Origin of the sequence: Mesorhizobium sp., assembly GCF_024509055.1 — a bacterium.
GTDB lineage: Bacteria > Pseudomonadota > Alphaproteobacteria > Rhizobiales > Rhizobiaceae > Mesorhizobium.
In genome coordinates this window covers 58,716-83,486 of sequence record NZ_JANINM010000524.1, presented here as the reverse complement: position 1 = coordinate 83,486, position 24,771 = coordinate 58,716, and the positions used below count along the sequence as shown (strand labels likewise).

Sequence of the window (24,771 nt, the reverse complement as noted above, 5' to 3'; positions counted from 1 at the left end):
CGCTGGTCGAGAAGCAGATCCCCGACACGATGAAGGCGCGCGGCATGACCGAGGAACAGGTCAAGCACGATGTGCTTCTGGCCGCGCAGCCGACCAAGGAGTTCGTGACCGTCGACGAGCTTGCGGCCCTGTCGCTGTTCCTGTGCTCGGATGCTGCCAAGCAGATGACCGGCACGGTCCTGCCGATGGACGGCGGCTGGACGGCGGAGTAATCGACCCATCGTCTTGTGGGAGGCGGCGAGCAGCGCCACCTTTCTTGACAATTAGCGGGGATCGCTCCAGCATCATGGCAAGGGGTTCCCCGCGACGACCCCGTGAGGCGTCAGCCTAACGATCGCGTCCAAACTCTCTTCATTCAGGAGGTGGACGCCATGCCATCAACAACTCAAATAACCGTGCCGCAGCTTGCCCGACTTGTCGGTCTGCCGGATGCGCCTCGTCTCGTCGACGTGCGCGTCGATGACGATTTTGATGCCGATCCGCGCTTGCTGCCCGCCGCGTGCCGGCGCGATTTCAGAACCGTCTCGACCTGGGCGGCCGAATTCCAGGGGTCCAGGGTCGCCGTCATCTGCCAGAAAGGGCAAAAGCTCTCGCAGGGCGTCGCCGCGTGGCTGCGCCATGAGGGCATCGCGGCGGAATCGCTGGAAGGCGGCTTCGAGGCCTGGGCTGCCGCCGGGGCGCCATTGGTCGTGGCCGGCGCTGTACCGCCGCGCGATGAAAAGGGGCGCACCATCTGGGTCACCCGCGCGCGGCCGAAGGTCGACCGCATCGCATGCCCATGGCTGATCCGCCGTTTCATCGATCCGGCGGCGGTGTTCCTGTTCGTCGACGCGGCCGAGGTGCCGGCCACGGCCGAACGCTTTGGCGCGGTTCCGTTCGACATAGACGGCGTGTTCTGGAGCCATCGCGGTGAACGCTGCAGCTTCGATACGATGATCGAGGAATTCGGGCTGCGGTCCGACCCGCTCGATCGCCTGGCGCTTATCGTGCGCGCGGCCGATACGGCGCGCCTCGACCTCGTTCCGCAGGCGGCCGGCTTCCTCGCCGCCTCGCTTGGCCTGTCGCGCATGTTCCGCGACGACCTCGAACAGCTCGAGGCGGGCATGCTGCTTTACGATGCCTTCTTCCGCTGGTGCCGCGATGCGACCGAAGAGACGCATAACTGGCCAATCGGAGGCAAGGCGCCGTGAGCTCGGTGGCCACACAGGGCGAGGTTGCCGAGATCCCGGTCGCGCCGAGCTTCGGCGAGGCGACCAGGCTGTGGGCGAAGATTGGGCTGCTCTCCTTCGGCGGGCCGGCCGGACAGATCGCGCTGATGCATAAGGAATTGGTCGAGGAACGACGCTGGATCGGCGAGGAGCGGTTCCTGCATGCGCTCAATTACTGCATGCTCTTGCCGGGCCCGGAGGCGCAGCAGCTTGCCATCTATATCGGGTGGCTACTGCACCGCACGGCCGGCGGCCTGGTCGCCGGCATATTGTTCGTGCTGCCCGGCGCCATCGTCATGCTGGCCTTGAGCAGCTTCTACATGCTCTATCATGACGCGCCGGTCGTCGAAGCGTTGTTCTTCGGCATCAAGGCGGCGGTGCTTGCGATCGTCGTCGAGGCGGTCATCCGGATCGGCAAGCGGGCGCTGAAGAACCGGGCGATGGTGGCGATCGCGGTGGCGGCTTTCCTCGCCATCTACGTGGCGAAGTTGCCGTTCCCGCTGATCGTGCTTTCGGCAGGCTTGCTTGGCTGGATCGGCAGCCGCTTCGCGCCGGCGGTGTTTTCGGGCTCGGCGAATGGAAGGGGCAACGCTGCTGCCGACAGCCGCGCCGTGGTCGACCTGATGTTCGAACGCGGCGAGCTTGGCCACACCATGCCGAGGCGATGGCACGCTCCGCGCATGATGGCGATCTGGTTGCCGGTATGGCTCGGCCCGGTGGCGTTGATCGCCCTGCTTGCCGGCCCGGCCAGCGTTTGGGCGCAGATCGGGGGATTCTTCAGCCTGATGGCCGTCGTCACCTTCGGCGGCGCCTATGCGGCATTGTCCTACGTCGCGCAAGCGGCCGTCACCTCTTTCGGCTGGCTTTCGCCCGGGGAAATGGTCGACGGGCTCGGCCTGGCCGAGACGACGCCCGGTCCGCTGATCCTCGTGCTGCAGTTCGTAGGCTTCGCCGCTGCCTATCGTCATGGCGGGGCGATCAGCCCGCTGCTTGCCGGGTCGCTTGGATCGCTGCTGACGCTGTGGGTAACCTTCGTACCCTGCTTTTTCTGGATATTCCTGGGCGCGCCCTACATCGAGCAACTGCGGCAGAACAAGACATTGTCCGCGGCGCTCGGCGCGATCACTGCGGCGATCGTCGGCGTGATCATGAACCTTGCGTTGTGGTTCGCGCTGCATGTCGTGTTCGGCAGGATAGAAAGCGTGGGCTGGGGCGTGGAGGTTCCGGTCCTCTCCTCGCTCGACTGGCGCGCCGCGCTGTTGTCGGCGGCGGCCATGTTTGCCGTATTCAGGCTGAAGTTCGGCATGCTGCCGACGTTGGCTGGATCCGCGCTGGCCGGGTTCGTGCTGCAGGCCCTGTAATCCTTGCGATCGAGCGGTCAAATTGGCGTGATCGAAAAATATTTGCCGTCTCGGGAATAAACCGCCGGGATCGCCGGTCTTCAAGGCATGCACCACAGGTTGCGCCGCAGGAGATCGCCATGGATCAGCATGACAACAGGAGTGTCACGGGGACGAGCGAAGGCCGTTGCCGCCGCTACCGGGCGGGTGGAATGAACCGGTACTGCATGCTTCGGATGCAGTGGCCTGACTAGCGATGACCGCGCGCGTCCTATCCATCGGGACTCACGACAATGATGGCGACATCCCGCATCTCGTCGCGGCCAGCGCTGCGCCGCTCGCTTCCGAGGCGCTTGACTCCGGTGACCCCTATGCCTTCACCTCCACCGAAACAGGCGCGTTCGCCTGCAATCGCGGTCTTCGCCCGCACGAGCAGGGACAAATCGACGCCATCGATTGAGGATGGTCGCAAGCCCTCGGCGGGAGCGCCTGGCGGTGGAACGGTGTTGAGCGAAAAGATCCTGGCCGCGCGTTTCGCCGAAGTGGTGCTGCCGCATCTCGGCGACGCGCTGTCGCTCGCCCGCTGGCTGACCGGAAACGCCTCCGATGCCGAGGATGTCGTGCAGGAAGCCTGTCTCAAGGCGCATGCAGGCATCGCCGGCTTTGCCGGCGGCAATGCCCGCGCCTGGCTGCTCACCATCGTGCGCAACGCCTCCTACACCTGGATGGCGCGCAACCGTCCCCGGGCGGTGGTGGCCGTCGGCGATCTCGCCGACCTCGACGATGTCTCGCCGCCGCCCGACAGCGATGCCGACAGCCCGGAGGCGGCGCTGATCGCCAAGGCGAACTCGGCCGCGGTTGAAGCGGCGATCGCAAGGCTGCCGCAGGCTTTTCGCGAAACGCTGGTGCTGCGCGACATAAACGGTCTCAGCTATCGCGAGATCGCCGCCATGCTCGGCGTGCCGCAGGGCACGGTGATGTCGCGGCTGGCGCGTGCCCGTGGCCTCCTGATGGCCGATATTGGAGGGCGCCATGAGCCCGCGTGAGGACGGATTGCCGGAAGACCCGCAGGATATGAAGCTGATGATCCACGCCCTTGTCGATGGCGAACTGGACGCCGCCGCGGCACTCGCCGTCGAACGGCGCATCGCCGCCGATCCCGATCTTGCCGCGGAACACGAGCGGATCGTTGCGTTGCGCGCCGCCGTCGCCAGCGTGCCGCGCCCGGCCGTGAGCGAGGATTTCCTGGCGCGCATCGCGGCTATCGGCAGGGTGGCAGGCGCCGATGAGGTGTCCACCGCGCAGGATACCGTGACGGCGGAACAGCCGCCATCCGCGCAGCAGCAACAAGGCAAGGTGATCGAGATGCGGCCGCGCGGCCCGGCGCGCCGCTTCGGCTCCTTCGACTGGCGCCAGATGGCGGCTTCGATCGTGCTCACCGCATTCCTCGCCAGCGGGGCGACGCAGTGGCTGATGGTCGACAATGCGCCCGACAGTTTCGCGGTCGCCGTCGCCAACGGCCATCGCCGCAGCCTGCTCGCGGCGACGCCGGTCGACATCGTTTCGTCCGACCGGCACACGGTGAAGCCATGGCTCGATAGCCGGATCGGCGTGTCGCCACCGGCGCCCGACATGGCCAAGGACGGCTACGCGCTGCTCGGCGGGCGCGTCGAGGTCATCGGCGACAGGCCGATGCCGGCGCTGGTCTACCGCCATCACGAGCATCTGATCACGCTGGTGGCGGCGCCGCGACAGAACGAGGCTAAATCCGTACCGGTGGCTGATGACCTTTCAGCCGGAGGCTTTCTGCTCGTCCACTGGACAGACGACGCCTTCTCCTACTGGGCGATCTCGGATGCGGAGCGGCCCGCGCTCGACGATTTCGTCGCCAGCTTCCGGGCGGCGGTCATCGCCAACCCGGCGGCAGGCAGCCCGGGCTGACGATTAGGGTGCCTCTAAACCGGCCCTGCATCGCGAGGCGCCGATCCTCTCACCGCCTCAGCGGACGCTCGACGTTGCCGCCGACGGCCCTCGGCCGGCATGCCGCCCATCCGGCGTGCGTGCGCGAGCGTCGTGTTCCTGTCGTCCTTCCGTGCGCTGAATCGGGCCTTGATTGCCGGAGGCGGCTCAAAGCAGCTTGTCGGCGGCTGTCGGGAAGACTACCAAAAGGGAAAAGGGGAGAGTTGTCATGACGGCTACCGCCCAAGCGGATGTTGATCATGGGCAGCGCCGCGCCTGGGCGGCGACAGCTCTTGCCTGTATGGGAGTGGTCTTCGGCGATATCGGGACAAGTCCCCTCTACGCGCTGCAGGTCGCAATCAATTCGGCAACGCCGGCGGGCAGCAGCCCGGCTCCTCAGGCGATCATCGGCATCGTTTCACTGATCTTCTGGTCGCTGATCATCGTCATCTCGATAAAGTATGCGATCCTGATCATGCGCGCCGACAATGGCGGGGAAGGCGGCATTCTCGCACTGCTTGCGCTGGTCAGTCCGCAGCGCGCCAAGCAAAATCGCTGGCGCGCCCTGATGGTGCTGGTCGGCCTCTTCGGCGCGACACTGCTCTACGGCGACGGGGCGATCACGCCCGCCATGTCCGTGCTCAGCGCCATCGAAGGCCTCGAGGTTTATGCGCCGCAGACGCAACATATCGTCGTCCCGCTGACCGTCGCGATCCTGATCGTGCTGTTCCTCTTTCAGAAGAAGGGGACGAGCTGGATCGGAGGCATCTTCGGGCCGATCATGCTGGTCTGGTTCGCGGTCATCGGCGTTCTTGGCATCAGCGGCATCATCAAGGGGCCGGCAATCCTTGCCGCGCTCAGCCCATGGCCGGCCATCAGCTATCTGTGGCATGCCGGGCCGCTGGCCTTCACGGTGATCGGGAGCGCCTTCCTGGCGGTCACCGGCGGCGAGGCGCTTTATGCGGACATGGGCCATTTTGGGCCGTTCCCGATCCGTGTCGCCTGGTTCGGCGTGGCGCTGCCGACGCTGACGCTGAATTACTTCGGGCAGGGCGGATTGCTGCTGGCCGACCCCTCGGCCATCAGCAATCCGTTCTACCGCCTGGCTCCCGAGTGGTCGCATTATGGATTGATCGCGTTGGCTGCGGCGGCAACCGTCATCGCATCGCAGGCGATCATCACTGGCGCCTTTTCGCTGACGCAACAGGCGGCCCAGCTCGGCTTCCTGCCGCGCATGAGCGTGATCCATACGGCAGGGCACGAACGTGGGCAGATCTACATTCCGCTGGTCAACTGGACCCTTGCGGTCGCGACGCTCACCGCGGTCCTGGGCTTCCGCTCCTCGGATGCGCTGGCCGGCGCCTATGGCATCGCGGTGTCGCTGCTGATGGTGATCACCACCGTGCTCGCCGCCTTCGTGGCGCTGCATTGGAAGCATAATCCGGTTATCGTGCTTGTCGTCAACGGCAGCCTTTTCCTGCTGGAGCTGCTGTATTTCGCATCCGCCTCGACGAAACTGCTGGATGGCGGCTGGTTCCCGCTCACGATCTCCGTTCTAATCGCCTTCCTCATGATCACTTGGCGCCGCGGCGTGGAGATCCTGGACAAGGCGCGGTTGGCTGTCCGCCAGACGGTCGCCGACTTCAAGGCAGGCATCGAGGCAAAGCCGCCCTTCCGCATCGAAGGGACCGCCGTCGTGCTTGGGCGGTTGACCAAAGGCATTCCGTTTGCCTTGTCGCAGAACCTCAAGCTCAACCATGTGATGCATCGCAAGATGCTTCTGGTGGCGATCGAAGTGACCGAGACACCGCGCGTGACCGACGAAGAGCGGGCCTCAATCCGCCAGATTTCAGACGACCTGACCCGGGTCGAACTGCGCTATGGGTTCATGGAGAACCCCGACGTGCCGGACGGTCTTCGGGCGGCGCTTGCGCGCGAGCAGATCGGCAAATGCGACTTGTCGCAGCTCACCTACTATATCGGGCATGAGACGATCGTCGCCGGCGCGCTCAAGGAAGGGATGGCGCCTTGGCGCAAGCACCTTTTCGCCTTCATGCACCGCAATGCGCAGCGGCCCGGTGCCTATTTCAACATCCCGGCCGGGCAGATCATGGAAATCGGCCTCGAATTCAAGATCTGACCGAGGCCTGCTACGGTTTGGCGCGCTGCTTGCGGTATGCAGCCGATACCGCTTCCGATGAGGATTTCGGCACGAGCACGTAACCCTTGCCGGCCATGCATTGCTTCATGAGGTCGAGGATCGCCTTGCCGCGCGCATCCTGATGCCGCAGCGGATCGATCGCGCCGCCGAGGCCCTGAAGCTGGCCTTGGGACGCTCCGGCAGCCGATTTCCGTACCTCGCTCACGCAAACCACGCGATCGATTTCGAATTTCGTCTGATAGTAGGTCGGGTCGTCGGACAGCGGGTGGCCGTCGGTCCTGATCCAGACCGTCTCATCCGAGGCCGGAACTGTTTTGCAACCGCCCATCAATACGAGCGCGGCCAGCACCGACACGATTTTCTTGTTCATGGATTTCCGAAAGCCCGCCGATTTTTCCCGAAGCCGCGTCGCAATTCGTCGTTGGCGGCCCCATCCCTTCCTGGAAACTCGGCCTGGTGCTGAAAGCATGGTGATCCCGACAGGAATCGAACCTGTGACCTACAGATTAGGAATCTGCCGCTCTTTTAGGGGCGAACAAGTAGTTACCGACATTTACCGAGGCACGGCTCAAAACGAGGTGTTTTTCGTCCCGGCAATACGCTCATAGTTCTCAGATCACGGCGGTCGATCGGCGACAGAAGCGGATGGGGGCGGCGCACTACCCAAATTGTGCTGTAGCCGCCCCCAGCCGCGTCTTCGGTGGCGGTTCGCGGATAGGGATGCGACTGCGTTCGTGCCGGTCTCCCGGACCTGCCCGGAGGGCGGGCTTTAAGAGTGGCTTCTGACCTTAGTCTAACTATTCGGATAGGAGCGGCCGACCCGGCAAGCTGTGTTGGCAGAGGTTTTATCCCGCACGGAAGAGGAATAGTCTGTCCAGCAGGAGGGCACCCGCTCTGCCGCGGCAGCCTCGACATGCTTGGTTGTTCCAAACGAAGGCGAAGAACCCTATTGCAACATAGAGCGTGGGCGGCGGAATCGGACCCCCATTGAGGTCCACGTTCCTCAAAAAAATGGAAATCGGAACGCGACGGTTCCGCTCCTAATTGACGACCTACCGATCAGTTCCATTCAGCTAGGAATTGTATTGTCGGACCATTGAGGAGGCGTGCGGCCGGCGCTTCAGACAGCCTTGAGGACGCTGGTGACGAAGAGGCCGATGAGCCAGATATGCGTTGTCGCCGCATCCACACTACTTGGCAGTGGCTCGACCCGCCCGCGAATGATGATGGGGGAGCAGCTAAGGCTAGGTGCTCCGAACCCTTCGTCCCCTAGCTCGTGGCCTTCCGTTTGGCCGGAGCCTTTTTGGCGCGCACTGACTGCGCCTAGCGTCCAAGCCCGCTCACCTTGGCCAATTCCTATCGCCGTTCAGGTGTAGTTCGGCGCCGCCGCTATCGGACGTCCGGCATCCACCGTAGTGCGTGAGAGGGCAGTTCAGAACCGCAAGTCGTCGCGCTTTATCAAGGCAAGCGGAATCCTTAACCCCGGCCCATGCCCAGGCTCGCTCGCGATGAATTCCAGTCCACGGTCTTCGAGAGCGGCCTGGATGCGGTGAAGCGTTCGGACCGCGACGCGCTCGTTCTGCTCGACACGCAGAATTGTACGCTCTCCGACACCGGAAAGCTTCGCGAGCTCGGCCTGGCTTATGCCAAGCGCTGATCGTGCCGCCCGCAAGATTTCGTTTGGAACGATCACTACCGCTTCCTTGGTTGAAGGGCACTCGATCACAGAATTGTTGACGCCACAAACTGGCGTCTAATCTGCCAATTTATGGCGGTATGGACGCCGATTGCGCGGCGCCGTATGAGTCGCGCGTCGATTTTCGCGAATCACCCAAGGATTCGATGCTGGCGACGGTGGAGGGAGCGATGGTTGTGTTTGGTCGAGGCGGACGGACGGAAGGATTGCTCGCCACGGAGTCGGAACGGCTCAAGGCGCTCGCCGGCGACATCGAGCGAATCCTTCAGGGCGTCCCACCGGAAGCCATAGCGGGCGATGAAACTGCTCCTATCCTCGATCGGTGGTTCCTCGCAAACCGGGCAGCTCCATGCCTAGTAGGGCTGTCGACCGGACACCCAAAGCTGACCGGCGAGAACCGATCGATAGCAACCTCAGACGTATGGTTGATATCTCACGACATGGCCTGGGCGAGGACCCTGTCTCGGTGGTATCGGCTCGGCCGACCTGTAGAGCGTTCCGGACTGGATGCGTGAGGTCGATGGCCGTGGCCGCCAGGGATTCACGCTCCAGTCGGGATCGACACTTCCAGCGGCGGCTCAAAGCGGCGATCGCCGGCCAGCACCTGCCGACCGAAGTCGAGCTCTTGAGGGGCATGGCTTTTTTCAAGGCGGACATGGCGGTCGATATCCGCGAATTCGCGGAGCGGCTCTCGCGCCGGCTGAAGCATCAGCCTCGCTTTGAGATCGCTCCGTTAGCCGCCGCGCTAGACGATCTCGCGGTCGACCAGAGCGAAGAAGCCGTCCGATGCGTCGACTCGGCGCTGGAAGCAGCGTCTGCCTTCAACGACACGGCGGCGTATGCGGCCAGGCTGCGCGTGCGGTTTTATCTAGCGTCGTTCGGTAACTCAGACGCCGCCGCCGTGATTGCTGGCGAGACGGCATCGATCGCGTTTACGGACGTTCGTGACAATCGCGACTTCGATTTGGTGCCTAGGGCGCTCGCATGGGCGGTCGTTGCCAACAATTTGGGCAATATGCGCCGGGCCGGGTTCACGAGCTGGTCTCGCGGCAGAGTGAGCCGAGATCTGCGATCTTATGCCGAAGAGTTCGAGGCGGTGCTCGAGCTACCTGAACGTGAGGCCAAACGGGCGGAGGACAAGAACTCTTCCGACGCCGAAAAGACGGTCGCGAGGGAAAACGCTCAGCAAACCGACCTCTCGAAGGGTGCCGTGGTCGTCTTCCGGGCGATCGGCAACGACAGTACGTCCGAGGGCAAACGCGTCGGCAAGGAATTCGAGAAGCTCCTAAAGGTTCCCCTGCCGTTGCCGCCGGTTCCCGATCTCACACGGGTACGGAAGCGGCTGGCGGACGAGTTCCCATATGCCGTCGCGGTCATTGATGACCTTCTCAAACGCCTGGTAGGCCGCAAGCATGTCCATTTCCGTCCCACGGTTCTGGTCGGCAAGCCGGGATGCGGCAAGACACGGCTTGTCCGGCGGCTCTGCGAAGAACTCGCCCTTCGGTTCGAATTGGTTTCGTGCGGGGGCCTCAGCGATAGCGCGATCGGCGGAACGCCCAGGCGTTGGTCGTCAGGCGAGCCCAGCATCGCTGTGCTGGCAGTGCGCCGCCATCATACGGCAGGCCCTGTCGTCGTCTTGGACGAGATCGAGAAGGTCGGCACTTCTCGGTACAATGGCGCTGTCCACGATGTGCTGGTCGGTCTGTTCGAACAGGAAACCTCGTCGCGATGGTTCGATCCATACGTACAATCCGCTTGCGACCTATCTCACATTTCGTGGCTGATGACGGCCAACACGACCGCGACCGTTTCTCCAGTGCTTCTCGATCGATGCCGGGTGATCATGTTCCCGGAGCCTGGTCCAGATCAGCTCGACGTGCTCGCGCCGCGTATTCTCGAGCGCCTCTACGTCGACGCCGGGCATGACGCGCGGTGGGCGGCGGCGCTCGAACATTATGAACTGGCCGCGCTTGGCGAGCATTGGCGCGGCGGCTCGATCCGAAAGCTCCAACAACTCCTGGAGGCGCTCGTCGAAGCTCGAGAGCGGCACGGGCCAAGGCAATGACGATCACCATGAAATGCAGGGCTCGTCATTGGCAAACGCAGAAAAGGAACGCTGCCGCTGCCGGGTGCAACCGATGCGCCGTGACGTAGGATCCACCGTTGAAGTGCAAGAAGAAACGTAGCCGCATCCGGACGCAACGGGTCGAGCAAGGAAACCATCTGATGAACGAGCGCCTCGCGTTCCACCTCCTCAAGCGACTGCGTCGCAAGGCGATGACACTCGCCCTTGCGGATGCCGTCGAAGCTGGAATCCTTCGGCGAGAGGATGTCGAGAGCCAGGGACGTATGCTTTCAGTCTATCACCGGAATCCGGACGCAGGCAGCCGCATGTCGCCGATGCAGGCGGTGGCGATACTGTCGCGTCATCGACGCAGACTCCCGAACGAGACACGGCATCCGATCCGTGGTGGGTCTGAAGAGTTGACCGTTGATGCGGATGTCGAACCAGGCGAGACGCGGGAGGGAAAATGCTCAGACGCGCGCGAAGTGGGCTCTCGGAAACGGACACGAGACGACGACTTGGCCATGGTGCGAGCCATACGCGCCGCGGCGGAGCCGCCCCGCGCCTCAGATGTCGCTGCCATGCTCCTCGTCGCGCAGGCCGTGCCGGACAGCAAGGAGGGGCTCGGCAAGGTCCTACGACCCCTCAGGCTGCGGCGGCCAATCGTGACCGTGCTTTGCGAGACACGAGGGTTCGAGAGGACCTTCCTCGAACTCTTGAAGCGCGGCTCGGTCCTGCGTGGCGCCGTAGAGAGCTCGACCGGCTATGATGAGAGGCGTCGGTCATTCCTTTTCGAGCACCTTGCCGCCGCCCGCTGGCGGATTGTCATTTTTACCGGGCATGATCATGACGAGGAAGATAGCGAGCGACAGATCGATAACGCCGCCCTCAGCGTCTATCCGATCCTTACCGTCACCGAGAGCAAGGAACGGCTTTCCTCGAAGCTCGCCCGGGCGTCCCAACTCGATCTTGCCTGCGGAACATTGAACACGGAGATCGCCCGCCGCACCATCGAGACCGTAATCGGAGAGTCGCCGTCGGCCGGCAAGCTGGACGGCATCGATTGCGGGCCGCTGGGGCTTAGCGATCTCGCAATCGCCATCCGACATGGGGTCACCGCCGACACTGCGGCCGAAAGTCTACGCAGGCTGGCCGACGCAGAAGACGATGCCGACGGTGGACCGAAAGATGGCCTCGACAAAGCAACACAGAAGGGAAAATCCCGGTCCTCCGACTTATCCCCGCCCCGCAGGGGCACCGCTCCGGGTTCGGGTAGCGATATCATAAAACCGGAGGTGCCGTCCGAAATTCTCACCGGGCAGCCCGTTCCGACGATCGAAACCTTGGCCGGCTATGGCGAAGCGAGCAACTGGGCCTTGCAGATTCGTGACGAACTGCCGCTCTGGCGCGCCGGAAAGCTTGCCTGGGCCGACATGAGCACCAAGATCCTGCTTTCGGGCCCGCCCGGCGTTGGGAAGACCATGTTTGCCCGTGCCCTCTGCAATAGCCTGCAAATTCCGCTGCTGGCGACATCTGTCGCGCGATGGCTGGAACCCTCCCATCTGGGTGATGTCTTGAAGCGCATCCGGAACGCTTTCGCCGAGGCGCAGGCGCACAGGCCCTGCATCCTCTTCATCGATGAATTCGACGGCATCGGCCGTCGCGTCGACTTTCTTGCGAAAGAATACGCGGACTACTGGAACAGTCTCGTCAACTGCGGCTTGGAGATGCTCGACGGCGTGTCGCGCACCAGCGGTGTCATCGTAGTTTGCGCGACCAACAATCCTTCCTCGATCGACCCTGCACTGCTCCGCTCTGGGCGACTAGAGAGGCAAATCGAGATCCCTCTGCCCGACGCAGAGTCGCGGCTAACAATTTTGCGGCATCATCTCGGCGCCGACGTCGACGGCGTCTTAACCAGCGCACCAAAGAAGGCAGGGAAAGCCGAGCTGGACAGCTTGCTGCAGGAAGGAATGGCGATTGTATCCGACCAGCCATATCGCGATCTGGTCGCCGCCGCGATCCCCTCTCGATCGGAGGTAGATGCAGGATGATCACGACGCAGACAGCAGTTGCACCAGCGCGGAATCCCGGTGACCTCGCGCTCAAGGCGCTTGCCGGGAAGGCGCAAGGCCTCACCGGAGCCGACATCGAACGCGTGGTCAAGGAAGCCAGGCAGCAGGCGCGGCGCGAGCAGCGTCCACTTACCTATCTAGATCTGGAAGGCCTGATCGTCGGGGCGAAAACTTCGCGCTCGATGGTCGTCCGCTTGCGGATGGCAATCCACGAAGCGGGGCACGCTATCGCGCGTCTCCTCCTCGCGTTCGGCCCGATTTCCGAGATGACCATTGAGGCACCCAAAGGCGGCTATGTCATCGGGAGGACGGGCCAGGATGAACTAACCGAGGCTTGGCTTACCAGCGTGCTGATCGAAACGTTGGCTGGCCGAGCGGCCGAGGAAGTCATGCTCAGGTCGATCTCGGCCAACTCCGGGGGCATTGAATACAGCGATCTGTCCTTAGCGACTCGGCTTGCGCTCGACATGGAACTGGTCCTCGGCTTTGGGGGCAAATGGCCGCTTCTCTATCGCAAGCCGAACGAGGTCGCCGCAACGCTTGCCGCCGACCCAGAGTTGGCTGGGCGGGTGAACGACCGACTCGAGCGTGCGTATGATGCGGCCCGGGTCATCGTTCGCGAACAAATTCGAGCCCTAGACTTCTTGGCCGAGAAGCTATTCGACGCAGGTACGCTGGAGGGGCCGGAACTCGATGCTGTCCTCGCCGAAGTCAGGAAGCATTTCCGGGAGCGCCCCGGCTAGGCCGACAGGATTCAGAACAACGACAACGGCCGTCGCTTTGACCTCTAGGATCGCGAATCCTGGATTCGATGGCCCATACACGCGCCCATCAGGGACTCGACCGCATGAAAATCTGGCTGCTTTCCGATTTGCATCTCGAGTATGCCGACTTGCGACAGCCTCTCGAGATTCCCGATGCTGACGTCTGCGTGGTCGCAGGAGACCTATGCCGCGCCCCGGCCAACGGAGTTCTTTGGCTCGGCAAGCAGATCCCTCGCGAGATGCCGTGCATCTATGTCGCCGGAAACCATGAACACTATCGAGGTTCCATCAAAGAAGGATTGGAGGACGGTCGGTCCGCTGCGGCCCGGTTCGATAACATCCATTTCATGGAGAATGATTTCGTCATGGTAGGCGGCATTCGATTCATCGGCGCAAGTCTCTGGACGGACTATCGCATCGAAGGATCTCCCGAACTCGCGATGCACTATGCTCGCGACCGCATGAACGACTATAAGGCTATCGCGAATCAGCGGAATCCCTGGCAGAGATTCCTCCCCTCGGACGCTTACCGAATGCACCAGGAGTCTCGGCGTTATATCGAAGGCATCCTAAAGTTCGACGCGATCCCAACCGTGGTGGTGACCCATCACCTGCCCCACGCGAACTCTATTCCCGCCCGTTTCATGGGCGACTTGCTCAACGGAGCGTATGCGTCCGACCTGTCGCAACTCATAGAGCAGTGGCAGCCGGCGCTTTGGATTCATGGCCACACGCACGACAGTGCCGATTACTCGGTCGGGGCCACGCGGATCTTGTGCAATCCAAGGGGCTACGACGGCGAAAACAGCGAATTTAACCCGGCGCTCGTCGTAAAGGTCGATACCTAAGCCGCTTGCATTGTGTGACCTTGAACTCACCATCCATGTGATGAAGCTTGGAAGACTTGAACTCGCTTCGCTTTGGCAGATGACAACCTCCCGTCTACGGGCGCTGATGAGCGAGCAAATACGAGCGAAACATGATCGTGAGCTGCCTTTGGGCTTCGATTCCATCGGCAGGGCTCAAAACTCGGTGACAGAAGGCCGGGACCGTTCCGTAAAGCGCAGCTGCCAGAGTTTGAGCAAGTAAGCCCGGGTCGGCGAAGCCGCCATCAATGGCACTAGAAAGTGTTGCCTCGATTGCCCTTGCGCTCCGCCGAACGGTCAAATCGATCAACCCGCGTGCGTCGAGTTCCAGGGCGATGCGGTAGAGCGTAGGAGAGAGTTCGGCCTGCGCCATCTGTGCTCGAAGATAAGCCATCACCACGGCTTCAGCCACAGTCTCCACCATGACGAGTGGGTTGTCTCCACACGCGTCTTCTATGGCTCCGGCCAGTACCGCGAGGTGCCGCTCCAGCACCGCGAAGAGCAAAGCCTGCTTGTTCGCGAAATACTGGTACAGGGTCCCTACAGACACGCCCGCCCGCCGGGCCACACGCGTGGTGTTCAGGCGGATCAGGCCATCGCTCGCCAAAACCTGAATGGTTGCCTCGAAAATTGCATCCACTGTGGCGATGGATCGGCCCTGACGCGGGGATTTCCGGGGGGTTAGCGGTAGTGGAGAGCCGTTTCCCATATGCGAATCCAAAACCTGAAAGATCCTTCATATATGCCTTCTGCCCCCGCCGCACCAGCAATAGCCCAGCTGCGTCGGGCTCATTAGAAACGAAATTGGAGACGAATAATGGGCAAATTGGACGGAAAGGTCGCTGTAATCACTGGCGGCAGCGATGGGATGGGACTGGCGACGGCCAGGCTGTTCGGCCGCGAGGGCGCAAAGGTCGTCATCACCGGTCGCGATCAGGCGACGCTCGATGCCGCAGCGCGGACCATCGGAAACGGCGCCGACGCTATCCGCAGCGATATCTCCAAGATGGCGGATATCGAAGCGCTGCGCGAATTTGTCGAGAAAAGACATGGTCGCGTCGATATCATCTTCGCTAATGCCGGCGCGGCGAAACCAAATATGTTTGAGTACATGTCGGAGCAAGAATTCGATTTCACGATCGCCTGCACGTTCAAGGGAACTTATTTCACGGTGCAGAAGCTCCTGCCGCTCATGACTTCTGGCGGTTCGATCGTCCTCAACACCACGACCCTCACGACGAAAGGCATGCCCTATGTCAGCGTCTATTCGGCCGGCAAAGCGGCCATTCGCTCGCTGGCGCGATCGCTCACCGCGGAACTCATCGACAAGGGTATACGGGTGAACGCCATGGCGCCTGGCTACATCGACACTGATCAGGCGCGCAAATCAGGAGCGAGCGAGGAGATGATCGAGCAGACGAAGACTCAGGTGCATGTCCAAATTCCGATGCACCGCAGCGGCACAGTCGATGAGATTGCAAAAGCCGTCCTGTTCCTAGCCTCCGATGACTCTTCCTACCTGACAGGCAGCGAACTCTGCGTCGACGGTGGCTGGAACCAAGTTTGACCGTGGGGTTCTAGCGCTTCTCGTGCACGGCCGCTGAGCGTCGGCCGTGTACGGGGGCCCGCGCGAAGAAATAGCACCATTGTCGCCTTCTTTTGGGAAACGATTTTCGCAAAGTACGCCAGTGTTCAGGCGTATCGAGCGATCGCGAGATCGGTGGCATCAATTTGCGGTTTCCTGCCGCCGACGAGATCGCTGATAAGCCGAGCCGAGCCGCAGCTCATCGTCCAGCCCAAGGTGCCGTGTCCGGTGTTGAGGAAGAGTCCAGTGATCTTCGTTTGGCCAATGACGGGCGTACCGTCCGGGGTCATCGGCCGCAATCCGGACCAGAACGACGCCTTGGCGAGATCGCCGCCCGGGAATAGATCAGAGACGGAATGCTCCAGCGTTTTCCTGCGCGCCTGGCCGAGATCGTTGGTGTACCCTGAAATTTCCGCCATGCCGCCTACTCGGATGCGGTCACCGAGGCGAGTGATCGCGATCTTGTATGTCTCGTCCATGATGGTCGATTCGGGGGCTCGAGAGGCGTCGACGATCGGAATGGTCAGGGAATAGCCCTTGACGGGGTATACAGGAAGGCGGATCCCGACTTGCCTGAGGAGCAACGGTGAATAGCTGCCAAGGGCGACGACGACTGCGTCGGTGCTCAGCCGCTCCCTTTCGGCGATGACAGCCCGCACACACCCGCCTTCGATATCGAGCCCCCTGATGGTCGTGCCGTAAGCGAAGCGGACGCCGCGTTCGACCGCTTTCGCGGCCAGCGCATTCGTGAACTTGAAGCAATCGCCTGTTTCGTCCTTCGGCGTGAGCAGGCCGCCGACGATTTTCTCTCTCACGTGGGCAAGCGCTGGTTCGACGCGGATGCATCCTTCCCGATCGAGAACCTCATAAGGAATGCGATCGGCAGCAAGTGCTTTGACGTCCTTGGCCGAGGCATCGAGTTGCTGCTGCGTACGGAACAGCTGCAGCGTTCCCTGCATCCGTTCGTCATAGGCGATGCCTGTCTCGTCGCGCACTTCAGCGAGCGAAATGCGGCTGTAGTCCGCAAGGCGCAGCATACGGCTCTTGTTGATGGCATAGCGCCTGGACGTGCAGTTCGACAGCATCTGCACGAGCCAGGAAATCATCGCCGCATCCACCTTCGGGCGAAGGATCAGCGGCGCGTGCTTCATGAACAGCCATTTCACCGCCTTCATGGGAATGCCGGGAGCGGCCCATGGCGAGCAGTAACCGAAAGAGACTTCGCCGGCATTGGCGAAACTGGTTTCAAGCGCCGGACCGTTTTGCCGATCGACCACGGTGACGTCGTGTCCGGACCTGGCCAGCTGGTATGCGGTCGTCACACCAACGACCCCGGCGCCCAAAACAGTGACTTTCATGATTTCCTCGATTATCGCGTAGAGCGGTGATTAGCAGTAGGTCCGTGCATATCGGTGCCCAAGGCTTGTCAGGATCTCGTAGGAGATCGTCCCGGCATCGCGCGCGATATCTTCAAGCGTCTGATTGGGACCGATCACTTCTACCCTGCTGCCGAGAGTGAGCGCGCCCTCATGCAGTGCGGTGATATCGATCGTGGTGCTGTCCATCGACACGCGCCCTACGATCGGCAAACGCTGGCCTTCGTAGTAGACAGCACCCCGGCCACTCAAGCTCAGCGGCAGACCATCTGCGTAACCCGCAGCAACCGTCGCAAGCCGAGCAGGAGCTGACGTAAGGTGGGCACCGCCGTAGCCGACACTGGTGCCCGCGGGCACAATCCGCGTCTGGATTACGGCTACCTCGAGCTTGACGACAGGCTGCATTGGGTTGTCGGCGGCATCCGTCGCCCGACCGCCGTAGAGGGCAATCCCGGGGCGGACGAGAACGCCGTGATATTCGGGACCTAGGAAGATCCCTCCCGAATTGGCGATGCAAGGATCGAAGCCGGGGAATTCATCGACGATGCGGAGCATTTCTGCGAGCTGGCCACAGTTCTGCTCACTGTCCGTTTCGTCCGCGGAAGCCAGGTGGCTCATCAAGAAGAGGACCTCGACATTTCCGCATGCATTCAAGCAGCGAGCCAGTTCTGGCCGTTCATCCGGAGCCACACCTAGTCGAGACATGCCTGTGTCGAACTGCAGGACAGCGGCTAGCGTGCGCCCGAGATCATCGGCAGTTGATGACCAACGCCGGAGTTGCTCGACAGAATTGAGCACCGGGAAGATCCCGGCTCGCGCGCAAGCCGTTTCGCTGCCGGGCTGCAGACCGTTCAGCACGAAGATTTGCACGTCTCGCTCAAGCGCTGGCTGCAGCGCCAACGCTTCCATCAAATTTGCCACGAAGAACTGCTTGCAACCCTCCGCTTGCAGCGCGAGCGACACACGAACTGCCCCGAGCCCATAGGCATCGGCTTTGACGACCGCAGCTACCCGTTTGGGCGCGACCATGGAGCGGAGCTTGCCGTAATTGCTGGCGAGCGCGGCAAGGTCGACTGTCAAGAAGCCGTTGGCTCCCTGCACCGTCCCTCCAGCTCCCATGTGATTGTCGAAATCTCTGTCCACCGCGGCCTCATCAATGTCGCGCGGAAACTATCGAATGATGAACGAAATTGTCGGTACATGTGTAGCGCAAGATTGCGAATCGGCCGATTTTTCCGCATATTCCGCGAAAATCTGGAATAATCTATCATGCCGGCCATCGACGCTATCGATCGCAATATTCTGAGGCTTCTCCGTGTCGATGCCCGCATGAGCAATGCCCGGCTTGCCGGCGAAGTCGGCTTGTCCCCCTCGGCGTGTCTCAGGCGCATGAGACTGCTGGAACAGGCTGGGGTGATCCGCGGGTATACGGCGCTCGTCGACACAGCCAATGCAGAAGCCACGATTGCCGTTATTATCAACATCACGCTTGAGCGGCAGACCGAGGATTACCTCGACCAATTCGAAGCTGCCGTCAGGAAGCATCCAGAAATTCGAGAATGCTTCCTGATGACTGGGAACTCGGACTATCTGCTGAGGGTGGATGTGGCCAACGCCGGCGACTTCGAACGAATCCACAAAGAGGTCCTTTCAACGCTCCCTGGAGTGCTGCGCATCCACTCGAGCTTTTCGATCCGCAACGTACTGGCGACCCGCGTCAAGGCGAAGCGCTGAGCGTCGCTCCAAGTAGGCGGGACTGTGGCATTTGCGATGAGGCGCCTGCTACAACTTCGCCTCCCCACCTAGGGCCGTCGGTGGGCGGCTGGCACGTGGCCGTCAACGAGTAGCGGGAAGATTGCAGTTTTTGCGCGTTCTGGCACATTGGTCTGCCTAGTATGGGGAAAGTCCAATGTACTGCGCACGGCCCTTTATACTGGTTTTGGTCTTGGCGACGGGCGTGTTCGCTGGTCAGGCTACGCTGGCAAAAGATTGCAAGGATGGTGACGCGCCGCAGCCTCACCACGTAGGCAACTTCAATTTCCTGACCAGTTCCTGGGTAGAGACCGTGGACAACATGCGGCGCTATGTGTCTTGCGTCTCCAACCTGGACCCAAATAGCGATCTGATGGTGACATGGTATATCGCTGGGCCTTTCCATTCCTACGTTCCCGCGACGGAGGAGGCAAAGACGCCGCGGATGAGCGACGACGTGAACCCCAGACCGATCGACGGCTGCATCGAGTACGGCCAGAGCGGCGAGCGTACACCCGCTCAATTCATGGGCACTGCGCGCGATGAGGAGCGTAACGACAAAGACGATTTCTGCAAGCAAGGCGGAATGGCCAAGCAGGCAAGCTCTGGCGATGGCCAACTGCCCGCCAAAGGATGGGCAGACGAGGTACGCCTCTTCTTCCCCAGCGACCCCGACAATCCTCACGACACGATGCTCGAGGTCGTGGGAAAGATCGGCATCAGCACCGAGGGGGCTAGCCAGTTCAAAACCTTCTTTTCCTACTCCGCGAAGCAATATAAGGGGCGGCCGAAGGGCAATATCGACGATGTGAAGGTCGTGCCTAGATTCCCTGACCAGGAAGAGTTTTTCGCTTCCGCCTTTTATGCGGCAAACAAGGATAGCGTGCCGCTGTCTGCCGACGGAGCGGTCGATTGGACAGTGAGGGGCAATTTCGGCCGCTGGGAGCCTGTGCCAGCCTACTATGAGTTCCGTGACAGAAAGGGCCGGCTGTTGTCGGCGATTCCAATGCCGCTGTTTGGCGAAGCGAGGAAATGAGGATTTCTGGCTTTTTCGGAAAGGTCGCCAGTGTCACGCCGAGCTTGGTTATCTCGTTCATCTCTGCGTGGTCCGACATATTTACTGGCACATCGATTTTACCGCCTCAGTATACCGGACAAGTGGAGCGCACGATTATCGCGGTAGCGAGCTTTCTCACGATCATCTGCGGGCTGCTGTTTCGAACATGGCCTGCAGGCAGCCTCAAGGTCACGGCTTTAAGGCTGTCCTTGGCGGCTGCGATCCTATGCGCGGGCGCGATAGCAGCTTCCGTGTACCTGGACCATCCCAGGTCTCGCGCGGTTCAGGAACTCCTCGTGCCAATGTGGGATTTCATGGGCGCTTGCTGCATCGTGGCCGTGATGCTCGCGGTGCTGTTCGCCACCATGTTTGCCCTTCGGCAATGGGCCGGGCCGGAAGACCCGCCGCAGGGCTGAAGCATTGAAATTGCTTCTACCCTGCCGGGTAGACTTCTCGCGGTAGCCAAGGCATCAAAGTTGCTTCGGTTCAGGACGGCACGAAAACCGTCCTGGATTACGCGGCTTGCTTCAAAGCGTCGGCGAGAATGGAGACCATTGTATCAATCTCGTCCTTCTCCACGATAAGCGGAGGCGAAAGCGCGATGATGTCGCCGGTGACGCGGATCAGGAGGCCTTTCTTAAAGCACTCGACGAAAACGTCGTAGGCCCGGGCTCCCGCCGCTCCCTGCCGGGATGCAAGTTCAACAGCGCCGACGAGGCCGAGGTTGCGAATGTCGATGACGTTTGGGAGGCCCTTAAGTGAATGAAGGGCATCCTCCCAATGATCTGCGAGCCCTGATGCCCGGGTGAGCAGCCCTTCCTCTTCGTAAATATCAAGCGTCGCAATTCCCGCCGCGCAGGCTGCGGGATGTCCGGAATACGTATAGCCGTGAAAAAGTTCGATCTGGCTCTCCGGACCAGTCATCAAGCCGTCGTGGACCCTCCGGTTTGCGAAGACCGCGCCCATGGGGATTGCGCCATTCGTGAGACCCTTTGCGGTGGTGACGAGATCCGGCACCACTCCGAAGTAATCGGTCGCGAACGGCGCGCCCAGGCGGCCGAACCCGGTGATCACCTCGTCGAAGATCAGAAGGATGCCATGCTTGTCCGCGATCGAGCGCAGTCTTTCCAAATAGCCCTTCGGAGGGAGAATCACGCCCGCTGAACCGGACATGGGTTCGACAATGACCGCTGCAATGGTCTCAGCGCCATGCAGGGCAATCAGGCGTTCCAGATCCTCGGCAAGCTCTATGCCATGCGCTGGCAAGCCCTTGGAGAACGCATTGCGATCGATGTCGAGCGTGTGCCGCATATGATCAGCAGGAATTTGCGGAAACACTCGCCGATTGTTTACGAGCCCGCCGACGGAAATGCCGCCGAATCCAACGCCGTGATACCCCTTCTCCCGGCCGATAATGCGGCTGCGAGTTCCCTGGCCGATTGCGCGCTGATAGGCGATCGCGATCTTCAACGCGGTGTCGACGGACTCCGAGCCGGATCCGGTGAAGAAAACCCGATCGAGCTGCGCGGCGGGTCCGCCCGGCGCGATCCGGCCCAGCCTCTCGGCGAACTCGAACGCGATGGGATGGCCCATCTGGAACGTGGGAGCGTAGTCCAGCGCGCGCAGCTGTCGGTCCACCGCATCGGCGATGCGCCTGCGGCCGTGGCCGACGTTGACGCACCAGAGGCCGGCTGTCCCATCGAGGACCCGATTGCCGTCGACATCGACGTAGTACATCCCCTCAGCGGATGCGAGCAGCCGCGGCGCAGCCTTGAACTGGCGGTTCGCCGTGAAAGGCATCCAGAAATTGGCGAGTGAGGGCGTGTTGCTGGTACTGGCCGGACTGTCCATCGCGAATGCTCCCTTGAGTTGGGCTCACTTCCGATATTTCGACAATTGGAACAAGTCCTTTTCTATCATTATCTAACTTATTGAAATTTATGATGTCATGCCATATGTGTTCGATATTTCAAGCAGGTTGAAAGCTGGTTATGTCAGTCGATATCGGAAATCGCCTCCGCCATTTGCGGATGCTTCACAATCTATCTCAACGCGAGCTGGCAAAGCGATCGGGGGTCACCAATTCGACCATCTCCCTGATCGAGTCGAACTCCACGAATCCTTCCGTAGGCGCGCTGAAGCGGGTGCTGGATGGGTTTCCGATCGGGTTGGCAGAGTTCTTCGCCTTCGAGCCGGAGCGTCCCCGCAAGGCCTTCTACGCGGCCGAAGAGCTCGTCGAGATCGGCAAAGGACCGATCTCCTATCGCCAAGTCGGCGAGAGCCTCTTTGGCAGGAGCCTGCAGATACTCAAGGAGTGCTATCAGCCCGGATCCGACACCGGAAAGGTGCCTCTCGTTCACGAAGGCGAGGAAGGCGGGATCATACTGTCGGGCCGACTGGAAGTCAGCGTCGACGACGAAAGGCGCATACTGGGTCCCGGCGATGCCTATTATTTTGAGAGCCGTCGTCCGCATCGGTTCCGGTGTGTCGGCGGTGCTCCATGCGAAGTCATCAGCGCATGCACGCCGCCGACGTTCTAGACTGGCAGCTTCCCCCCAAAGCGCACGTTGCAGGTTTAGGGGCGTCGGACCTCGATGAAGGCAGGTTTGGACCGATGGCGATCCGAGGCCAATGAGGGATGCCTCGCGTAGTCGATGGTCGATTTTGGCCATCGAACATGCGTCGAAAGGGCAACGAGGCTGATCCTACAGGACTTCAGCAGCGAGTGCCGCCTTCTACAAACGCGGCCTGTGATACGGCAGGCTGCAGCACCGGTCACCAATCACGACCCTCTCTCCGTTCCCAGCCGCGCCGTCGCGATGCCCATGGAAGGGGCCGTTGATGTTTCCATCCGGCACTGCCTGCGCAAGGAGATCACATTCCCGTTGCATATTTGCGCACATGAGCTAGATTGTTGCCGACATCGTGTCGGCAAGATTGAGCCGACAAGCACCTGGCATTGTGCCGGGACCGTTTGACGAACCGCCGGTCCAACCTCGTACTCGTCCGCCGCGCCAATACGGCGTCGTCGTAGATATCAGGAGACGACATGAACGACGTTTCGGGCGGAGCCTACTATCCAGTTGGCATAATCCAGGACTTCCTCGAAGTCGCATTTCGCAAGATAGGGATGCCGATGGCGGATGCCGATTTCCTGGCATCCGTCATCGTGGCGTCGGAACTTGCCGGACATGAATGTCACGGCATGCGGCGCGTGCCGGAGTACATTGAGAAAGTACAGCGAGGTTCCGCAAATCCCGCCGGACGTTTTGAGGTCACCAAGGATTTGGGCGCGGTCGTGCTGGGCGAAGGTCATCGTGCATTCGGCCACATCGTGCTTCGTGATGTCACCGACATAGCGATCGCCCGCGCGAAGTCTTTCGGGGTAGCCGCAGTCGCCGCACGCGGTTCTGAATCGGCAGGGCGGCTCGCAGACTACTGCGCAAGAGCGGCAGACGCCGGCGTCGCGACAATCATCTTCGCGAACGACTCCGGAGGTTTCCAGCACGTAGCCCCGCCGGGAGCTCGGGAGGCGCGCATGTCGACGAACCCCATAGCTTTCGGCGTCCCGCGGTCTTCCGGCTCGCATCTCGTTCTTGATATGGCTACCAGTTCCGTAGCCTACGGCAGGCTAAGCGAGACGATCGACAGAGGCGAGCCAATCCCAAAGGATTGGGTCAATAGCAGCGGACTGCTGAAGCACTTCGGGGGCGTGAAGGGATTCGGCTTGGCGGTCGTGGTCGAAGCAATGGCTGGCGCCCTTTCCGGGGGTGGAACGGTCAATCCTGAGCCAAGCTCCGAAGACCAGGCCACCTTGATGATAGCCCTCGACGTGGCGCATTTCCGGCCGCTGGAGGAATTTGTGGGCGAAGTCGAACGCTTCACAACTTACGTCAAGGATGTCGCGCTCGACGATGGCGCTGCGCCGGTGCGGATGCCTGGAGAGAGCGCATCGCTGAATGCCGCAAAAGTGATGGAGGCTGGCATTCTCGTTCGCCCCGTCATCGCGCGGAGGCTAAGCGAGGCTTTGAAGCCCTATGGCTTGGACCTTCCGAAATAGCAGGGTCGCGACAACTGGCTATCCCTGAAAGGGTTCTGCTCTGATGCGGGAGAGCACGCGATCGAGGGCGTGGTGGAGGACCTTTGTAGCCCCGGTCTCGTCGAAATCCCGGAACACCTGTTCATTCAATCCGCCTGGAGTCGAAAACTCGCGTCTCAGTTCCATGAAGCTGGTGGCGGGCGACGCAATTGCTGCATCTGCCAGGCTGCCAAAGAGAGGAAGAAGATAGCTTCTGGCAATTCCTGGTTCGAGACCTTTGCCGACAAGCCAATCTTGCGCGCGTTCAAGGAGGCCGAAATAGGTCCCCATGAGGCAGCTGGCGGAGCCAATAAGATCGTACTCCTCCTCTGACCTGCAAGCGACCGCATCGCCCAATGCGCTGAATAGCGTTTCCGCGATTGGATCGGCTGGAAAAATTGCGGTCACTCCCGTTCGGTTTGCAACAAACGGCAGGGGAATGGCACGAGTGATGTTTCGTTCGTCGAGACCCGTCCATTCTTGGAGCAGGCGATGATTTGAGCCGGCGATCAGGCTCACAATCCTCTTGCCCTTCGGGATATCCAAATCGGAAATTGCGTCCCTCGCAATTTGCGGCCGGACGGCTAGGATCACGACATCTGCAATGTCGACGACTTGCTGGTTATCCTTGGCGATTTGCACTTTCGGATAGCGCGCGGCCAACCGTGCGGCGACTGCAGCGTTCCGCGGAGAGACGACGACCCTGGATACGTCAAGGCCTGAAGACATCATTCCCGTCACGATCGCTTCGGTGATGGTGCCAGTGCCGACGAAACCCCAAATCATCGT

At 61.4% G+C, this 24,771-nt stretch carries 25 protein-coding genes; 18 read left to right on the top strand and 7 right to left on the bottom strand.

Annotated features, from left to right (window positions below; translation table 11 throughout):
- From Q0L57_RS31485 to Q0L57_RS31455, 7 genes are all read left to right on the top strand, one after another.
- Positions 1-212 (top strand): SDR family oxidoreductase (locus tag Q0L57_RS31485; protein ID WP_296746995.1); only part of this gene is annotated, 212 nt, incomplete at its 5' end.
- 159 nt (positions 213-371) lie between these two features.
- Entirely contained in the window at positions 372-1,190 is an 819-nt protein-coding gene (locus Q0L57_RS31480; RefSeq protein WP_296746994.1) for a sulfurtransferase/chromate resistance protein, read from the top strand.
- Positions 1,187-2,569: a chromate efflux transporter gene (chrA, locus tag Q0L57_RS31475; RefSeq protein ID WP_296746993.1), complete on the top strand. Its 1,383-nt coding sequence runs from the start codon at positions 1,187-1,189 to the stop codon at positions 2,567-2,569. The genes Q0L57_RS31480 and chrA overlap by 4 nt, the downstream gene beginning before the upstream one ends.
- A gap of 235 nt (positions 2,570-2,804) precedes the next feature.
- A complete protein-coding gene (locus Q0L57_RS31470; RefSeq protein WP_296746992.1) occupies positions 2,805-3,008 on the top strand; it encodes a hypothetical protein in 204 nt (67 codons plus the stop codon).
- Between the two features lie 46 nt (positions 3,009-3,054).
- Positions 3,055-3,594 (top strand): sigma-70 family RNA polymerase sigma factor, encoded by a 540-nt coding sequence (locus tag Q0L57_RS31465; protein WP_296746991.1) that lies wholly within the window; start codon positions 3,055-3,057, stop codon positions 3,592-3,594.
- The gene (locus tag Q0L57_RS31460; RefSeq protein WP_296746990.1) at positions 3,581-4,489 is read left to right on the top strand and encodes an anti-sigma factor; all 909 of its coding nucleotides are present in this window, start codon (positions 3,581-3,583) and stop codon (positions 4,487-4,489) included. The genes Q0L57_RS31465 and Q0L57_RS31460 overlap by 14 nt, the downstream gene beginning before the upstream one ends.
- A gap of 247 nt (positions 4,490-4,736) precedes the next feature.
- A complete protein-coding gene (locus tag Q0L57_RS31455) occupies positions 4,737-6,647 on the top strand; it encodes a KUP/HAK/KT family potassium transporter (RefSeq protein ID WP_296746989.1) in 1,911 nt (636 codons plus the stop codon).
- Between the two features lie 10 nt (positions 6,648-6,657).
- Here the strand turns inward: Q0L57_RS31455 and Q0L57_RS31450 are convergent, their stop codons facing one another.
- A complete protein-coding gene (locus Q0L57_RS31450) occupies positions 6,658-7,038 on the bottom strand; it encodes a hypothetical protein (protein WP_296746988.1) in 381 nt (126 codons plus the stop codon).
- A gap of 1,062 nt (positions 7,039-8,100) precedes the next feature.
- Entirely contained in the window at positions 8,101-8,361 is a 261-nt protein-coding gene (locus Q0L57_RS34325) for a helix-turn-helix transcriptional regulator (RefSeq protein ID WP_366940969.1), read from the bottom strand.
- Between the two features lie 83 nt (positions 8,362-8,444).
- Between Q0L57_RS34325 and Q0L57_RS34320 the strand changes: the two genes are divergently transcribed.
- The 5 genes from Q0L57_RS34320 (at position 8,445) to Q0L57_RS31425 (ending at position 14,116) form a co-directional block, all read left to right on the top strand.
- Complete coding sequence (locus tag Q0L57_RS34320) at positions 8,445-8,879, top strand: DUF6634 family protein (protein WP_366940968.1); 435 nt, start codon at positions 8,445-8,447, stop codon at positions 8,877-8,879.
- Positions 8,880-8,884: 5 nt separating this feature from the next.
- Positions 8,885-10,429: an AAA family ATPase gene (locus tag Q0L57_RS31440; protein ID WP_296746986.1), complete on the top strand. Its 1,545-nt coding sequence runs from the start codon at positions 8,885-8,887 to the stop codon at positions 10,427-10,429.
- Positions 10,430-10,590: 161 nt separating this feature from the next.
- Positions 10,591-12,483 carry an ATP-binding protein gene (locus Q0L57_RS31435; protein WP_296746985.1) on the top strand — a complete coding sequence of 631 codons (1,893 nt, stop codon included), beginning with the start codon at positions 10,591-10,593 and terminating at the stop codon, positions 12,481-12,483.
- Entirely contained in the window at positions 12,480-13,247 is a 768-nt protein-coding gene (locus Q0L57_RS31430; protein WP_296746984.1) for an ATP-dependent Zn protease, read from the top strand. Before Q0L57_RS31435 ends, Q0L57_RS31430 begins: the two co-directional genes overlap by 4 nt.
- Before the next feature lie 104 nt (positions 13,248-13,351).
- Positions 13,352-14,116 (top strand): metallophosphoesterase, encoded by a 765-nt coding sequence (locus tag Q0L57_RS31425; RefSeq protein WP_296746983.1) that lies wholly within the window; start codon positions 13,352-13,354, stop codon positions 14,114-14,116.
- A gap of 94 nt (positions 14,117-14,210) precedes the next feature.
- Here the strand turns inward: Q0L57_RS31425 and Q0L57_RS31420 are convergent, their stop codons facing one another.
- Positions 14,211-14,774: a TetR/AcrR family transcriptional regulator gene (locus Q0L57_RS31420; RefSeq protein ID WP_296746982.1), complete on the bottom strand. Its 564-nt coding sequence runs from the start codon at positions 14,772-14,774 to the stop codon at positions 14,211-14,213.
- Positions 14,775-14,951: 177 nt separating this feature from the next.
- Here Q0L57_RS31420 and Q0L57_RS31415 point away from each other — a divergent pair, with 177 nt between their 5' ends.
- Positions 14,952-15,701 (top strand): SDR family oxidoreductase, encoded by a 750-nt coding sequence (locus Q0L57_RS31415; RefSeq protein WP_296746981.1) that lies wholly within the window; start codon positions 14,952-14,954, stop codon positions 15,699-15,701.
- Positions 15,702-15,826: 125 nt separating this feature from the next.
- Here the strand turns inward: Q0L57_RS31415 and Q0L57_RS31410 are convergent, their stop codons facing one another.
- Together Q0L57_RS31410 and alr are read right to left on the bottom strand one after the other, a co-directional pair.
- Entirely contained in the window at positions 15,827-17,077 is a 1,251-nt protein-coding gene (locus tag Q0L57_RS31410; RefSeq protein WP_296746980.1) for a D-amino acid dehydrogenase, read from the bottom strand.
- A 30-nt stretch (positions 17,078-17,107) separates the two neighbouring features.
- Positions 17,108-18,214: an alanine racemase gene (alr, locus tag Q0L57_RS31405; RefSeq protein WP_296746997.1), complete on the bottom strand. Its 1,107-nt coding sequence runs from the start codon at positions 18,212-18,214 to the stop codon at positions 17,108-17,110.
- A 150-nt stretch (positions 18,215-18,364) separates the two neighbouring features.
- Here alr and Q0L57_RS31400 point away from each other — a divergent pair, with 150 nt between their 5' ends.
- The 3 genes from Q0L57_RS31400 to Q0L57_RS31390 all read left to right on the top strand — a co-directional run bounded on the left by Q0L57_RS31400 (position 18,365) and on the right by Q0L57_RS31390 (position 20,320).
- The gene (locus Q0L57_RS31400; RefSeq protein ID WP_296746979.1) at positions 18,365-18,829 is read left to right on the top strand and encodes an Lrp/AsnC family transcriptional regulator; all 465 of its coding nucleotides are present in this window, start codon (positions 18,365-18,367) and stop codon (positions 18,827-18,829) included.
- 175 nt (positions 18,830-19,004) lie between these two features.
- Positions 19,005-19,883, top strand: coding sequence for a hypothetical protein (locus Q0L57_RS31395; protein ID WP_296746978.1), 879 nt, complete (start codon positions 19,005-19,007; stop codon positions 19,881-19,883).
- A complete protein-coding gene (locus Q0L57_RS31390) occupies positions 19,880-20,320 on the top strand; it encodes a hypothetical protein (protein ID WP_296746977.1) in 441 nt (146 codons plus the stop codon). The genes Q0L57_RS31395 and Q0L57_RS31390 overlap by 4 nt, the downstream gene beginning before the upstream one ends.
- 97 nt (positions 20,321-20,417) lie before the next feature.
- Here the strand turns inward: Q0L57_RS31390 and Q0L57_RS31385 are convergent, their stop codons facing one another.
- Positions 20,418-21,755: an aspartate aminotransferase family protein gene (locus tag Q0L57_RS31385; protein WP_296746976.1), complete on the bottom strand. Its 1,338-nt coding sequence runs from the start codon at positions 21,753-21,755 to the stop codon at positions 20,418-20,420.
- A 140-nt stretch (positions 21,756-21,895) separates the two neighbouring features.
- Here Q0L57_RS31385 and Q0L57_RS31380 point away from each other — a divergent pair, with 140 nt between their 5' ends.
- Both Q0L57_RS31380 and Q0L57_RS31375 read left to right on the top strand, forming a co-directional pair.
- Positions 21,896-22,444, top strand: coding sequence for a cupin domain-containing protein (locus tag Q0L57_RS31380; RefSeq protein WP_296746975.1), 549 nt, complete (start codon positions 21,896-21,898; stop codon positions 22,442-22,444).
- A 509-nt stretch (positions 22,445-22,953) separates the two neighbouring features.
- A complete protein-coding gene (locus Q0L57_RS31375) occupies positions 22,954-23,964 on the top strand; it encodes an Ldh family oxidoreductase (RefSeq protein WP_296746974.1) in 1,011 nt (336 codons plus the stop codon).
- 18 nt (positions 23,965-23,982) lie between these two features.
- On the opposite strand, the gene Q0L57_RS31370 is transcribed toward Q0L57_RS31375, so the two are convergent.
- Positions 23,983-24,768, bottom strand: a complete 786-nt coding sequence (locus tag Q0L57_RS31370) for a pyrroline-5-carboxylate reductase (RefSeq protein WP_296746973.1) — start codon at positions 24,766-24,768, stop codon at positions 23,983-23,985.
- Between the last annotated feature and the right edge of the window lie 3 nt (positions 24,769-24,771).